The sequence below is a fragment of the Neptunicoccus cionae genome, assembly GCF_014643735.1.
GTDB lineage: Bacteria > Pseudomonadota > Alphaproteobacteria > Rhodobacterales > Rhodobacteraceae > Amylibacter > Amylibacter cionae.
This window is the reverse complement of sequence record NZ_BMKA01000013.1, coordinates 1-14,622: the sequence shown is the minus strand read 5'-3', so window position 1 is coordinate 14,622 and position 14,622 is coordinate 1. Positions and strand designations below refer to the sequence as shown.

Here is a 14,622-nt window from a genome sequence, read left to right as displayed (position 1 = left end):
AGGGAGTAAGGCGCGGGCGCCTTACTCTGTCTCCGCGTCCAGCAGCTCGACGTTCAAGCCAAGCGAGCGGATCTCTTTCACGAGAACGTTAAACGATTCCGGAATACCGGCTTCGAAGTTGTCCTCACCCTTAACGATGGCTTCATAGACCTTGGTCCGGCCTGCAACGTCATCCGATTTCACCGTCAGCATTTCCTGCAAGGTGTAAGCGGCGCCGTAAGCTTCCAGTGCCCAGACTTCCATCTCACCGAAGCGCTGACCACCAAACTGCGCCTTACCACCCAGCGGCTGCTGTGTGACGAGCGAGTATGGACCGGTCGAACGGGCGTGGATTTTGTCGTCCACAAGGTGATGCAGCTTCAGCAGGTACTTCACGCCGACAGTTACAGGGCGGGCGAATTGCTCCCCTGTGCGACCGTCAAACACGATGGACTGACCGGAGGTTTCGAAACCGGCACGCGTCAGCGCATCGTTTACGTCAGCCTCTTTGGCACCATCAAATACCGGCGTTGCAATCGGAACACCGTTGGTCACGTTGCCTGCCGCCTCGAGGAACTCTGTATCGGTCATATCTTCAATGACTTCAGCATAGAGATCGTCGCCATAGGCGGTTTTCATCGCGTCCTTCACAGGGGACATATCCCCGGTCCGGCGATAGTCGCGCAGAGCTTCGGAAATGCTCTGACCCAAGCCGCGAGCGGCCCAACCCATGTGCGTTTCCAAAATCTGACCGACGTTCATACGCGAAGGCACACCCAGCGGGTTCAGACAGAAATCAACCGGCGTACCATCGGCGAGGAACGGCATGTCTTCGATCGGAACAACGCGGGAGATAACACCTTTGTTGCCGTGACGACCGGCCATTTTATCGCCTGGTTGCAGTTTGCGTTTCACCGCGATGAAGACTTTAACCATCTTCATCACACCCGGTGGCAGATCATCGCCGCGACGGACTTTCTCGACCTTGTCTTCAAACCGTGCTTCCAAAGCCTTTTTCTGCACTTCGTATTGTGCATTCAGGGCTTCAACCTCGGCAGCGTCCTTGTCGTCAGACAGGGCCAGTTGCCACCATTGGCCGCGGCTCAGGCTTTCCAGCAGTTCTGCATCAATGGTCGAACCGGATTTAACACCCTTTGGACCTTTGACGGCAACTTTGCCTTCAACCATAGACCGCAGACGCGCGTAGATGTTGCGGTCAAGGATGACCATCTCATCGTCGCGGTCACGGCTCAGGCGTTCGACTTCTTCACGCTCGATTTGCAGAGCTCGTTCGTCTTTTTCAACGCCGTGGCGGTTGAACACACGGACCTCAACAACAGTACCGTAATCCCCCGGTGGCAGACGCAAGGATGTGTCACGCACATCAGATGCTTTCTCACCAAAGATGGCACGCAGAAGTTTTTCTTCCGGCGTCATCGGGCTTTCGCCTTTTGGTGTGATCTTACCAACCAGAATATCCGCAGGACCTACCTCGGCACCGATGTAAACGATACCGGCTTCGTCCAGATTACGCAGGGCTTCTTCACCTACGTTCGGAATATCACGGGTGATTTCCTCTGGGCCAAGCTTCGTATCACGGGCCGCCACTTCGAATTCCTCGATGTGGATGGATGTGAACACGTCGTCCTTCACGATCCGTTCGGAGATCAGGATGGAGTCCTCATAGTTGTAGCCGTTCCAAGGCATAAACGCGACGAGGATGTTCTTCCCGAGCGCCAGTTCCCCCAGATCGGTGGACGGACCATCGGCAATAACTTCGCCACCGGAAACCTTGTCACCCACCTTCACCAGCGGACGCTGGTTGATACAGGTGTTCTGGTTCGAGCGCTGGAACTTGCGCAGACGGTAGATGTCTACACCCGGATCGCCCGGTTCCAGATTCTCAGTGGCACGTACAACAATACGCATCGCGTCAACCTGGTCGATGATACCACCACGGCGCGCCGTGATCGCAGCGCCGGAATCCCGCGCAACAACTTCTTCGATGCCGGTCCCAACGTAAGGCGCTTCGGCCTTAACCAGTGGAACAGCCTGACGTTGCATGTTCGAACCCATCAATGCGCGGTTGGCGTCATCGTTTTCAAGGAACGGAATAAGCGACGCCGCAACGGACACCAGCTGTTTCGGCGAAACGTCGATGTAGTCGATGTTGGCCGGTTGGGTCAGCATGTATTCACCAGCCTGACGGGAAGACGCCAGATCGTTGGTGAACTTGCCATCTTCGTCCAGCTGCGCGTTGGCCTGCGCCACGGTGTAGCGCATTTCTTCGGTCGCGGACATGTACTGCACTTCATCCGTCACCTTGGAGTCCGTAACTTTACGGTAAGGCGTTTCGATGAAGCCGTATTTGTTCACACGGGCGAAAGACGCGAGCGAGTTGATCAGACCAATATTCGGCCCCTCGGGCGTTTCAATCGGACACATACGTCCATAGTGCGTTGGATGCACGTCGCGCACCTCAAAGCCGGCACGTTCGCGGGTCAGACCCCCAGGGCCAAGCGCAGACAGGCGGCGCTTGTGTGTCACTTCGGACAGCGGGTTGGTTTGGTCCATGAACTGGGACAGCTGGGAAGAGCCGAAGAATTCACGCACAGCCGCAGCCGCAGGTTTCGCGTTGATCAGGTCTTGCGGCATAATCGTGTCGATCTCGACAGAGGACATCCGCTCCTTGATCGCGCGCTCCATACGCAGCAGGCCAACACGGTACTGGTTTTCCATCAGCTCGCCAACGGAACGCACACGACGGTTACCAAGGTGGTCAATATCGTCGATGTCGCCCTTGCCGTCACGCAGGTCAACCAGCGCCTTGATCACGGCGATGATGTCTTCCTTGCGCAGCGTGCGCTGTGTGTCTTCTGCATCCAGTTGCAGACGCATGTTCATCTTAACACGGCCAACAGCGGATAGGTCGTAACGCTCGGAATCAAAGAACAGCGTGTCAAACAGCGCGGACGCTGCTTCAACGGTGGGTGGCTCACCCGGACGCATCACGCGGTAGATGTCCATCAGCGCTGTGTCACGGTGGTGGTTCTTGTCCACAGCCATAGTTGTACGGATGTATGGACCCACGTTGATGTTGTCGATGTCCAGAGTCGGAACCTCGGTCACACCGTTTTCCAGCAGAAGCTGGATGGTGCCGCCGTTGATGTCGCCGTCTTTGTCATACTCAAGCGTCAGCTCGTCACCCGCTTCAACCCAGATCTCACCGGTTTCTTCGTTGATGATGTCTTTGGCTGCAAAGCGGCCTACGAGATGCTCAAACGGGACGAGGATCTCAGTGACCTTGCCTTCGTCTTTCAGCTTCTTAACAGTACGCGGCGTAACTTTCTTGCCAGCTTCGGCAATCACTTCACCGGAGTCTGCGTCAACGATGTCGTATGTCGGCTTCGTGCCACGAATCCGGTCCGGGAAGAATTTGGTTGCCCAACCCTTCTGCCCTTTAACCAGATTGAAGTTCACGGTGTCATAATATGCGTCACAGATGCCTTCCTGATCCAGACCCAGCGCATAAAGCAGGGTTGTCACAGGCAGTTTGCGGCGACGGTCGATCCGTGCGTAAACCACGTCTTTGGCATCAAATTCGAAGTCCAGCCACGACCCGCGGTAAGGAATGATCCGCGATGCGAACAGCAGCTTACCGGAAGAGTGGGTTTTACCCTTGTCGTGGTCAAAGAACACGCCGGGGGAGCGGTGCATCTGGGAAACGATCACCCGCTCTGTGCCGTTCACAACGAACGTCCCGTTTTGTGTCATCAGAGGCATGTCGCCCATGAACACGTCCTGTTCTTTAATATCCTTAACGGATTTCGCGCCTGTATCCTCGTCGATATCAAACACGATCAGACGCAGCGTCACCTTAAGCGGCGCGCTGTAGGTCATGTCCCGTTGCTGACATTCTTCAACATCGTATTTCGGACGTTCCAGTTCGTATTTCACGAACTCCAGAATGGCAGTTTCGTTGAAATCCTTAATCGGGAAAACCGATTGGAATACGCCTTGGATACCCTCACCGTCGGTGTGAGTGTCCTGATCGCCAGAACGAAGGAAAAGATCGTAAGAGCTTTTCTGCACTTCGATCAGGTTTGGCATATCCAAAACTTCACGAATTTTGCCATAGTATTTGCGGATACGTTTAAAGCCAGAATGGGTCTGAGCCATGCGCGTCGTCACCTTATCATATGTCCACCAGTCACAATCGTTGGGCACCGATTGATCATGATCCCATCAACACGAGATAATTCCATTCTTGCAAAAGTTCCCAAACCTCCGCACCCGAATTAATCCCGCGTCTTTCAAGAGGTCTGGGGATCAGGCCCCTTGAAAGACGCGTTGTCCCGCCTGTTATCGGCTTACACCTGTCACAGACGTGAGCGGCTGAACCCGCAAATTTGCGGATCCAGCCATGTTTTCAAATCGCCGAACCGAAGTTCGGGCCGAATTACTTGAGTTCGATCTCAGCGCCAGCTGCTTCCAGCTTGGTTTTGATTTCTTCAGCTTCAGCTTTGGTTGCGCCTTCTTTGACAGCTTTGCCGCCAGCTTCAACCAGGTCTTTTGCTTCTTTGAGGCCCAGGCCAGTGATGGCGCGAACTTCTTTGATGACGTTGATTTTCTTGTCGCCAGCAGATTTCAGGATGACGTCAAATTCGTCTTTTTCTTCTGCAGCTGGGCCAGCATCTGCTGCGCCTGCAACCATTACAGCACCGCCAGCAGCTGGCTCGATGCCATACTCGTCTTTCAGCAGTGTTTTCAGTTCTTGTGCTTCCAGCAGGGTCAGACCTACAATGCTTTCAGCGAGTGCTTTGATATCAGCCATTTGATATTTCCGTTCAGTTTAAGTTGTGTTTTCCGGTGTGGTTTTTGTATTCGCCCACCGGCCTCACATTTGCAGTTTTCTTTATGCAGCCTCTGCCTTTTCCTCGATCGTCGAGAGGATACTCGCGATGTTGGAGGCAGGCGCGCCAATCGCACCAGCGATATTGGAAGCAGGTGCCCCGATACAACCAACGATGGAAGCAATAAGCTCCTCGCGGGATGGCATCGCAGCAACGGCTTTCACACCGGCAACGTCCAGAAGGTTATCCCCCATAGACCCGCCAAGAATAACGAGCTTGCCGTTATCCTTTGCGAAGGCTTCTGTGGCTTTCGCCGCAGCAACCGGATCTTCGGAGTATGCAAAAACGGTCATACCTGTAAGCAGGTCTTTGACGCCTTCACATGGGGTGCCCTCAAGAGCGATTTTGGCGAGCTTGTTTTTGGCAACACGCACAGCACCACCGACTTCACGCATGCGCGCACGGTAGTCCTGCATTTCTGCAACTGTAAGACCGACGTAGTGAGATACGACCACTACACCAGAGTCCGTGAAGATTTGGCCGAGTTCTCCGACCAGCGCTTCTTTTTGGGCTCTATCCACAGTATTGCTCCAAATTATGGAAGGCTTGCGCCCTCCGGCTCGTTTTCACCAGATTTGCCGAGGCATTTCTGGCACTTAGGGTCCTTAATTACGGTTCCCTCCCAAAACGCTCGAGGCTTCCACCACGTGCTTTTGTTCGTTCACCGTCTCAGGCAAGAAATTAAGCAGGAAACCTGCACTCACCGTCTTGGACGAAAGCAGAAAAAGCGCACGACGAATCGCACGCTTCACTGCGTTGCCCTACCTAACTGCCTTACGTCGGATTGCCAAGCCCCCACCGGCGGTAATATGCCGAATGGTTAAGATATGACTGGAAATCGGGAAAGGCAAATCTAGGAAAGGCACCCTACGCCTGATCGGCATAGATTCCAAACCTACTGTCATTTCCGGGGATCGCGTTTTCTTTTGGAAAACCAGTGAAATTCCCCTGACATCCGGCGGACATCCAAGGGATTAAACGCATCAGGGGCAGCACATGCGGCCGCCCCTGATGAAAATCGCAGTTGGCTTAGCTTTCCAGCGCGCCGGAAACATCAACGGAAACACCCGGGCCCATTGTAGAGCTGAGGTTGATCCGCTTCATGTAGGCCCCTTTGGACCCAGCAGGTTTCGCTTTTTGAACCGCAGAAACGAATGCTTTTACGTTTTCAACCAGTTGCTTTTCGTCGAAAGAGGCTTTGCCAACACCGGCGTGAACAACACCGGCTTTTTCAACTTTGAACTGAACTTCGCCACCTTTAGCAGCTTCTACAGCGGATTTAACATCCATAGTCACAGTGCCAACTTTAGGGTTTGGCATCAGGTTGCGCGGGCCAAGCACTTTACCCAAACGGCCAACGATTGGCATCATGTCAGGGGTTGCAATGCAGCGATCAAATTCGATCTTGCCGCCTTGGATGGTTTCCATCAGGTCTTCGGCACCAACGATGTCTGCACCGGCTGCCTGCGCTTCTTCTGCTTTTGGACCACGGGCGAATACAGCAACACGTACTGTTTTACCTGTGCCGTTTGGCAGGGTCACAACGCCACGAACCATTTGGTCAGCGTGACGCGGGTCAACACCCAGGTTCAGCGCGATTTCAACGGTTTCGTCAAATTTGGCGTTAGCATTGGATTTAACCAAGGATACCGCTTCTTCTACAGAAACATTTTCCTTGCCAGCGAATTCTGCACGAGCGGCAGTTGTTCTTTTACCGTACTTAGCCATTACTTCACCTCGATGCCCATAGAACGGGCGGAGCCCAGAATGATCTTCATCGCAGCTTCGATGTCGTTCGCGTTCAGGTCTTTCATTTTCGCTTCAGCGATTTCTTTAACCTGTGCAACAGACACGGAACCAACAGTCTCACGACCAGGCAGTTTCGCACCGGACTTCAGTTTCGCAGCCTTGCGCAGGTAGTAGGACGCAGGTGGCGTTTTGATGTCCATAGTGAAAGACTTGTCCACGAAATACGTGATAACAGTCGGACATGGGGCGCCTGGCTCCAGATCGGCTGTTTTCGCGTTAAACGCTTTACAGAATTCCATGATGTTGATGCCCCGTTGACCCAGAGCAGGGCCTACAGGTGGGGATGGGTTGGCTTGACCTGCTTTAACTTGCAGCTTCATCGTGCCAGCAACTTTTTTAGCCATTACGGCCTCCTTTGTCATCGGTGGACTTGCATCCACCCTACAAGCGGTGACGCGTCACCGCTCTTTGGTTAGCGTGGTGCGGATCCTTGCGCGCGCGCATCTCACCTCCCACAAATGAACGGGTTTTCACCCGCATGGCAGGGTCTCCCCCGCCGTCCACTCAGGTTTGTTTAGAAACCTGTGTGTATTCCAGTTCGACCGGCGTAGCGCGGCCAAAAATCGAAACAGTCACTTTCAGACGGGAGTTTTCCTCGTCCACGTCTTCCACCATACCGGCGAAGCCCTCGAACGGGCCGTCTGTCACATTCACGTTCTCACCAACTTCAAAGGAGATCAGGGTCCGTGGGCTTTCCGCACCTTCTTCGACTTGGTTCAGTATAGCCGCAACTTCACGGTCCCGCATCGGGCTTGGTTTGCCAGGTTGCCCCAGAAAGCCGGTAACGCGGTTGATGTTGTTGATCAGGTGATAGCCCTTTTCGGACATTTCCATGCGCACCAGAACATAGCCCGGCATAAAGCGGCGTTCGGTCGGAACCTTTTTGCCACGGCGCACTTCGATCACTTCTTCAGTCGGGACAAGAACCTCTACGATTTCGTCCTCAAGCCCTTCCAGAGCAACCGCTTCTCTGATCGCTTCGGCAATCTTTTTCTCAAAATTTGAGAGCACAGAAACCGAATACCAACGTAACGCCATTTCGCCCGACACCTTTGCCACGGCGGGACATCCCGCCAGAATTCATTAAAATACAGATACTTGCGCATCCCGAGCCCGACAGAAAAAGGGCGCACAATCCGAATCCATGCACGCCGTTTCAGTTGGGATGGGGCCATCTACCCCGTCGCAGCCGTTAATTCAAGCCGCCAATGACAGAATAGTGGTCAGGATCAACTGCGTAATCTGATCAACGCCGAAGAAAAACAGCGCGAACAGAAAGGCCATGACAAAGACCATGCCGGTTGTGATCATCGTTTCACGACGGGTTGGCCAGACGATTTTCGCCACTTCGGCCCGAACCTGCTGTGCAAACTGCATCGGATTTGTAACAGCCATGTCCGGCTCCTCTTTTACATGCAAGGGTTCAGATACGCCGGAATACCACAAAGTTCAAGGGGCCGCGTGCACCTGCAGTGCGTTTCGCCTTAGGCCATGCCCTGCCCTAAAAGCTCTGCTTCATGGGCTTTCAGGCTGAACCGTGCCGAAGGGCCATAGGCTGCGGGTGCGGTCTCCAGTTCGGGGAACAGCGAGAAGATCTCGTCGCGGGCATCCTGAGACACCGCATCCAGCGCCTGCTCACCGGGGTGGAAGCTCTCGGCCTGGGCGCCATTGGCGTGAACAATCTGGTGGGTGTCGAACAGCATGTGGAAATACTCCACTTCCGGCATTTCGGCGCGGCTTACGCCGTCCCAGCTCAGCAGATGTTTGGCAGGTACCAGCACTTCCTGCTCACAGAACAGCAGTTCGGCAACAGGACCGGACACCAGCACACGGTGCTGCGGGCTAACAACCAGATCGGTGTGATTGCCCAAAACCCCTTTGGAGATCACAATCGGGGCGAATTCCCTGACCGCAGGTACCTTGCGCGACCCGATCCAGCGAATTTGTTGCAAACCGTTGTCGAGTGTCAGGATCTGGTCCCCTTCGGCCAGGTCCTCTATCGCGGTTTCCCCGCTATGCGTCAGGATCCTGGTGCCACGTGCAAAGCAAATAATCCCTTCAATCTGCGAGAAATTGACCCGAGTGCCGTCCAGCAGGAAGGCATAGCCGGTCATGCCGCCAGCAGCATCATCGGCATCCGTGATGACTTTGCTGCCTTTATCCAGTTGGCCTGCGAAATCAATGGTGTCGCCGGCCCCGGTTTCACCTCCCTCACCACCAAAGATTGTGATCGGACCAGACTGGTCCTGTGTGACGTCGATGGTAAAGGTATCGTCCCCGTCGCCACCATAGGCCAGATCGGATCTACCAAGGTACAACACATCGCTACCGGCATCGCCGTAAAGCGTATCGGTGCCGTCGCCCCCAGTGATGCTATCCGCGCCGTCCCCACCATAAAGCAGATCCGCCGCAGCACCGCCGTCGATCATATCGACATCGCCGCCGCCATAAACCGTGTCCGCGCCACCGCCTCCGGACAGTGTATCCGCACCAGCCCCGCCATAGACAGTGTCAGCCCCATCGCCGCCGTCAATACTGTCCGCGCCCGCACCACCGTCAAGGGAATCACCACCGGCGCTGCCGACAATGACATCATCTCCGCCGCCGCCTTCAATCGACACACCGCTGTTAGAGGCCGAAGCATCCACCGTGTCGGCCTGTTCGGTTAGGACCAGAACTTCCATGTTAGAGAAAGTCGCGGTATCCGAACCGTCTGTCAGGGTACCGGCCTCGTCGCCGGTGTAGTTCACATCCACGCCGGTCGTCAGCGCAGAGGCATCTACGGTATCATTGTCACCACCGCCTTCGCCGCCGGAAATCGTGTCGTTGCCAAAGCCGTCGCCAAGAATGAACGTATCTTCGTCGTCACCGCCAAAGAGCGTGTCATCACCGGCGAGTCCGGTCAGAACATCATTGCCCGCGCCGCCGTAAAAGATATTGGTATAATTAGGCCCCTGACCGTCATAGCCTGTCAGAACATCATCAAAGGCCGAACCGATCAGACCGTCGATACCGCCGTAAACATCCCCTTCGGCATCCCCACCAGCGCCAGTTGCCGTGGTCAAGTTGACTGTAACACCTGATCCGGAACTGCTGTAATCGGCATAGTCCATGCCCGAACCGCCATAAAGCGTATCAGCCCCGCCGCCGCCAGCCAGAGTGTCGTCACCCTCGCCACCTGTTAAAGTATCCGCAGCCGATCCCCCGGTCAGGGAGTCCGCGCCTGCGCCGCCGAAAAAGGATTTTGATTCCGTCGTCGCGGAGGCATCTACCGTATCATCCTGATCCGTCAGAACCAGATCTTCGATCTCGGAGAACGTAGCTATCTGGCCTGTGTCATCGTTGATCGTACCCGCTTCGTTGCCGGTATAGGTCACGTCCATACCGCTGGTCAGGGCAGACCCGTCGATTGTGTCGCTGTCTGTCCCGCCTTCGCCCCCAACGATGCTGTCGTTGCCAAGGTTGTCGCCAAGTTGGAACACATCCGCATCGTCGCCGCCGTAAAGCGTGTCGTCGTCTTTGCTGGCGTTAATCGTATCCGAACCTGATCCGCCAAAGACCGTATCGTCGTCGATGCCAGCATCAATGCTGTCATTTCCGGCCCCGGCGTCAATCACATCCGCATTCGCACCATCTGGGATTGCATCAAAATGGATGTCGGACAGCAGCATCTTCTGCCCCCCTGACCCCAGATTGTCATAATCAATCACGATATAGGACACAGGTCCGTCGATCTCGATCATGACGGAACCATCAGCCTCGGCTTCGGTGTCGTTCCCGGAACCAGCCGTGATCACACTCCCCGAAATCGTCTCGTTTCCGAAAGCAGTGAACTCCACGGAAATTTCGTTGCCATCCGCATCATAGGCTTTGACGCTGACCACATCCTGCCAAGACGAGGAATCGAGGTCATTGATGAAGAACCGTACGTTCTCAACATCATCCCGCATACCCGATCCGACGGCACCGGTGAAATCTATTGTGGTGGTGGACGTATTCCCTACCCCGCCAACACCGCGGATTTCGATCCCGGACGTGGGGTCAAAGCTGGGATCGTCGCCAACATATTGGGTGCCATGCTCCAGCGAAATAGTGTCGGAGTTGCCGTCATCGACAAAGGATATATCAACCTGAACGCCATTAACCGTATCGGTCACACCAGACGATACGTCCAGCTCGTCCGCGCCTTGTGCCTGCCAGCTGAAAATCGAGTCAATCGGCTGTTCGGTCAGGCTGTCGTTGTTATCGACCCGTTCATCCTCCGGGTCTCCTGTGTAGGTTCCATCGATAACATCGTCGCCTGCTGTGCCTTCGACTGTGCCATCACGCAGGTCGGATACGTAGTCCGCATAAGTAAAGGCAGGACCACCGGAATCAACTTCAGGGTCTTTATCAAATTCGACAATGCGGTAGGTCGTCCCAACAGACAGCGGCTTTTCTGATAGGGTATAGTGGCCCTTCGCGTCGCCAGATTTTACATGGAAGGTGACAATCTGAAAGGTTTCACCCGTCGACATGTCCTGGATGGTCCAGACGTCGTCAGCCCTGACTTCAGTGCCGGTAGATGTGTTCCCATCAATCGTAACGTTTGCGGTTGCGGTTTCGCCAGATGAATCATCCTCAAGCGTAGCACCCTTAATGCCGGCCTCATTGTCGGTAATCGTCGCCGTGCCAGTAGAATTCGCAGGCCCACCATAGACCGACGTTTCACCTTCCTTCTTCGAAAACTCGAAGAAGGGATCAAAGTTGTAGATTCCGACTGTATATTCAGCCATTTTTCCGCCTCAAGCCATCAGCACGTGTCGCAATCTCCGTTGCTCCGGTGCAAGTATTTCTTTCTGTATAAATGGCTGACGAATGTGTCAGAAAGGCGGCTCGAGGCTTCTCGTGCCCAGTTAGAACCCTTTTAACTGTGTTTAAGTTGCAACTATGATCGAAGTTGCCTCACATTCTAACTTGTTAACGCGCGCTAAGATTGAGTGACCCAAGGTAATGACAACAACCTTCGACAATCCCCGCGAAAGTTGCCGAATCAACAGTTATCAGCGGGAGAAGCCTCAGTTTTGCGAAAGCCTCGGCATTACGATGTGCAGTGGAAAAATCTGGCAGGGGCTGAGGGACTCGAACCCACGACCCTCGGTTTTGGAGACCGATGCTCTACCAACTGAGCTAAACCCCTAGAACCAGATTGAGTGGTGGCGTAACGGCAAATCGGTTTTGATGCAAGAGGGGAAAGCGCTTTTGGCACGGCTTTCTTGCGGGAAGCAGCGGGAACGCGGTTTGCCCTGAACGCGGCTAGCGCAGCCAGTCCAATTGCTTGGTAATGGCCCAAGGCGCCCCGTAGTCCTGCCTGTCGCCTGTATTCATCTGGTTCACCGTCACATGAAGGTTCAACACCAGCACAATCACCATCAGCGGCCAGCCCAGCATCCGGTCCAGACGCCCCACCGCAGACGGATCGGTGCGCAACAAGGAAAGCACGGCCAGAAAGCCGATCAGCACGGAAATCGTGCCGAACCGCACCACATCAAACGCAATTATATTCAGGCTGAGCGGTGCAAGGATCGCCCCGACCAACAACACCCGCGTTAACGTGCCAGCGCTGCTTCCCAACAGCCGCAGGTTCATCACAATCAGCCAAAGCGACATCGCCAGCAGGGGTAGCCCGTCAAACAGAATCCAGCTCCGGTAGTCAAGCATCCCGCGTTTTTCAGCCATCATTGCCAAATTATCTGAAAGCGACCGTTCCATCACAATGGTGGCCTCCGGTTCGGCAGAGAACTCGGATTTTGCTTCGATATGGGCAATATAGTCGGCCACTTCGGTTTGGGGCAGTTGCCCCCAAAGCGACAACCCCACCAAAGCCGCAATGCCGACGAGCAACGGACTAAGGGCGATCAAGCCCCGCCGTGGTGTCGGGCGCGACAGCCATATTTCGTACACGAGGAAGACCGCGAAATACGGGAGCATGACCTCGTGCATGAACATTCCGGCAAAAACCGCCAGACAGCGCAAAGCAACCCCCAAAGCACGGCGCGGATCAGTGAACAGCATCAGCGACACAAGCCCAACCAGCGCCAGATCAATGTAACCGGTACTGGCAATCAGTGCGGAAAAGGCGAAGGAGCAGACAAACAACAACATCCAGCGCGCACCGGCGAAACTGCTGGCGCACCATTTTGTAAAAGCGGCCAGCAACGCGGCCAGTCCCGCCAGCGTCAATAGGGCACTGGCGACGAACACTTCGGATTTTGAAACGGTCTCCCCCCAATAAAGGTTCAGGATTTCACCCCAAAAGCCGCGCCGCACTAAGCCGTGTTCGTAATCGAAAATCAACACAGTTGCGGTGAAAGAATTGGGCGGGAACAGATTGCGCAACAACGCCAGCGCAACCACCACCCAGATCAGGCGCATCATCCACAGAGGCGGCCTGGCGCCCTCATTGACATGCAAAGAGACACTCGGGCTGCTTTGTGGATTTTTCACTGGCAGAACCTGCACTTAGGGAACGAGATGTTCACGAATTAAATAGGAAGCAGAGGTCTTTATCGCTTGACGTGCCTCAATAAACTCCATCCCCAAAACTTCGGCAGCGGCGGAGTTATCAAGCGGGATTTCCTGTCCCAGAGAAGGTAAAATCCCTGCAATAGTTTTGTCGAACATCCCCATCAAGCGCATCATCCAGTCCGGCGCCAGTCGGGTGGAGATCTTGCGGTCTGGATATTCAGCCTTCAGCAACAGTGCGATGTCCTGCATCCACATGAACCGCTCCGAACCTATGAACCGACTGCCCGCGCTTTCGGGCCGTTGCAACGCACGAACGTGCATCAGGGCGATGTCCCGCACATCCACAACCGCCATGCCGATGTTTGGCACCATCGGATCCTTACCGGACAGCATCCGCGCCACAACCCTCAGCGAGGTTCCGATTTTAGCATCCAACGGCGGGCCGAGCACCAGCGAAGGATTGATGGTTGTCAGTTTCATTTCGGGATATTCCCGCACAAAATTCCAAGCCGCTTTTTCTGCTTTGGTTTTGGATCGGGAATACGGCGTGGCCAGCGGCGAATTGGCCTCCGACCAGTCAGTCTCATTGTAGCGGCTGCGCCCCGCTGCGAGGCGTTTATTAAAGATCGCCGCGACCGAAGATGTCAGGATCACCCGCTCCACTCCCGCGGCCTGTGCCGCGGTCAACGCACGCAAGGTTCCGTCCACAGCGGGTTTCATCAGATCGTCTTCGTCGGCCGGTGGCGCCATCGGAAACGGAGAGGCCGTGTGGATCAGGGCCTGACACCCGTTGAGCGCCTCATCCCAACCCGCATCTTCATTCAGGTCAAGCGTGCAAAACACAAGGCGGCTTTCAAGGTCCGTGGTGTCCTTGGCATGGGCCACCATCGCGTCCATGATCTCGGCACCGCGAGAAGGCGTACGCACAGATGCGCGGACCTCAAAGCCTTCGTTCAACAACTGTAGAATGACGTGCTTTGCGATGAAGCCGGAACCTCCGGTCACCAGGATTTTCTTTTTACGTGACATCCAGTCCCCAAAAACACGTCACACGTGTGAAATACTTACCAAAGGATAGCAGGTCTTTTTGCAATGGGTAAGTCTGGATTTACCCATTCAGAGGCGGTTGTTTCGACACATTGGCCTTGGGGCCACACCTTGTCTAACCCGAGGTGGAAATCCGGTTTCCCTACACGCGTGTTGCAGGAATCTTTGAGCTTTTTGCGCGGCACCCGCCAAAAAGAAAACGGCCACCCCGAAGGATGGCCGCTCATTCAGTCAGTTACACAAACCGGACGGGCCGGCCATGTAATTAGTCGTTGATTTTGGAAACAACGCCGGAGCCAACAGTGCGACCGCCTTCGCGGATCGCAAAGCGCAGGCCTTGTTCCATAGCGATTGGGGCGATCAGTTC

General features: G+C 54.9%; 11 protein-coding genes and 1 tRNA gene. All 12 read right to left on the bottom strand.

Annotated elements, in window-relative coordinates; genetic code table 11:
• Positions 1 to 21 precede the first annotated feature (21 nt).
• Positions 22 to 4,158 carry a DNA-directed RNA polymerase subunit beta gene (gene rpoB / locus IEX10_RS19655; protein WP_188678989.1) on the bottom strand — a complete coding sequence of 1,379 codons (4,137 nt, stop codon included), beginning with the start codon at positions 4,156 to 4,158 and terminating at the stop codon, positions 22 to 24.
• A gap of 280 nt (positions 4,159 to 4,438) precedes the next feature.
• Positions 4,439 to 4,813, bottom strand: coding sequence for a 50S ribosomal protein L7/L12 (gene rplL / locus IEX10_RS19650; protein WP_188678987.1), 375 nt, complete (start codon positions 4,811 to 4,813; stop codon positions 4,439 to 4,441).
• Positions 4,814 to 4,894: 81 nt separating this feature from the next.
• Positions 4,895 to 5,413 carry a 50S ribosomal protein L10 gene (gene rplJ, locus IEX10_RS19645; protein WP_188678985.1) on the bottom strand — a complete coding sequence of 173 codons (519 nt, stop codon included), beginning with the start codon at positions 5,411 to 5,413 and terminating at the stop codon, positions 4,895 to 4,897.
• A 508-nt stretch (positions 5,414 to 5,921) separates the two neighbouring features.
• Complete coding sequence (rplA, locus tag IEX10_RS19640) at positions 5,922 to 6,620, bottom strand: 50S ribosomal protein L1 (RefSeq protein ID WP_188678983.1); 699 nt, start codon at positions 6,618 to 6,620, stop codon at positions 5,922 to 5,924.
• Positions 6,620 to 7,045, bottom strand: a complete 426-nt coding sequence (rplK, locus tag IEX10_RS19635; protein ID WP_188678981.1) for a 50S ribosomal protein L11 — start codon at positions 7,043 to 7,045, stop codon at positions 6,620 to 6,622. The genes rplA and rplK overlap by 1 nt, the downstream gene beginning before the upstream one ends.
• Positions 7,046 to 7,205: 160 nt before the next feature.
• On the bottom strand, positions 7,206 to 7,739 hold the full coding sequence (nusG, locus tag IEX10_RS19630; protein WP_188678979.1) for a transcription termination/antitermination protein NusG: 534 nt from the start codon (positions 7,737 to 7,739) through the stop codon (positions 7,206 to 7,208).
• A 159-nt stretch (positions 7,740 to 7,898) separates the two neighbouring features.
• Positions 7,899 to 8,096, bottom strand: coding sequence for a preprotein translocase subunit SecE (gene secE / locus IEX10_RS19625; protein WP_101657539.1), 198 nt, complete (start codon positions 8,094 to 8,096; stop codon positions 7,899 to 7,901).
• A gap of 89 nt (positions 8,097 to 8,185) precedes the next feature.
• Positions 8,186 to 11,476, bottom strand: a complete 3,291-nt coding sequence (locus IEX10_RS19620; RefSeq protein WP_188678977.1) for a Hint domain-containing protein — start codon at positions 11,474 to 11,476, stop codon at positions 8,186 to 8,188.
• Positions 11,477 to 11,804: 328 nt separating this feature from the next.
• Positions 11,805 to 11,880 (bottom strand) — tRNA-Trp (locus IEX10_RS19615).
• 116 nt (positions 11,881 to 11,996) lie between these two features.
• Positions 11,997 to 13,118: a hypothetical protein gene (locus IEX10_RS19610; protein WP_188678975.1), complete on the bottom strand. Its 1,122-nt coding sequence runs from the start codon at positions 13,116 to 13,118 to the stop codon at positions 11,997 to 11,999.
• 84 nt (positions 13,119 to 13,202) lie between these two features.
• Complete coding sequence (locus IEX10_RS19605; RefSeq protein WP_188678973.1) at positions 13,203 to 14,237, bottom strand: SDR family oxidoreductase; 1,035 nt, start codon at positions 14,235 to 14,237, stop codon at positions 13,203 to 13,205.
• A 283-nt stretch (positions 14,238 to 14,520) separates the two neighbouring features.
• Positions 14,521 to 14,622 (bottom strand): EF-Tu C-terminal domain-related protein (locus IEX10_RS19600; RefSeq protein WP_229678659.1); only part of this gene is annotated, 102 nt, incomplete at its 5' end.

Coding starts and splice junctions, on each gene's coding strand:
- rplL (WP_188678987.1), bottom strand. CDS start 4,813: ATGGCTGATATCAAAGCACTCGCTGAAAGCATTGTAGGTCTGACCCTG.
- rpoB (WP_188678989.1), bottom strand. CDS start 4,158: ATGGCTCAGACCCATTCTGGCTTTAAACGTATCCGCAAATACTATGGC.
- IEX10_RS19610 (WP_188678975.1), bottom strand. CDS start 13,118: ATGATGCGCCTGATCTGGGTGGTGGTTGCGCTGGCGTTGTTGCGCAAT.
- rplK (WP_188678981.1), bottom strand. CDS start 7,045: ATGGCTAAAAAAGTTGCTGGCACGATGAAGCTGCAAGTTAAAGCAGGT.
- secE (WP_101657539.1), bottom strand. CDS start 8,096: ATGGCTGTTACAAATCCGATGCAGTTTGCACAGCAGGTTCGGGCCGAA.
- nusG (WP_188678979.1), bottom strand. CDS start 7,739: ATGGCGTTACGTTGGTATTCGGTTTCTGTGCTCTCAAATTTTGAGAAA.
- IEX10_RS19605 (WP_188678973.1), bottom strand. CDS start 14,237: ATGTCACGTAAAAAGAAAATCCTGGTGACCGGAGGTTCCGGCTTCATC.
- IEX10_RS19620 (WP_188678977.1), bottom strand. CDS start 11,476: ATGGCTGAATATACAGTCGGAATCTACAACTTTGATCCCTTCTTCGAG.
- rplA (WP_188678983.1), bottom strand. CDS start 6,620: ATGGCTAAGTACGGTAAAAGAACAACTGCCGCTCGTGCAGAATTCGCT.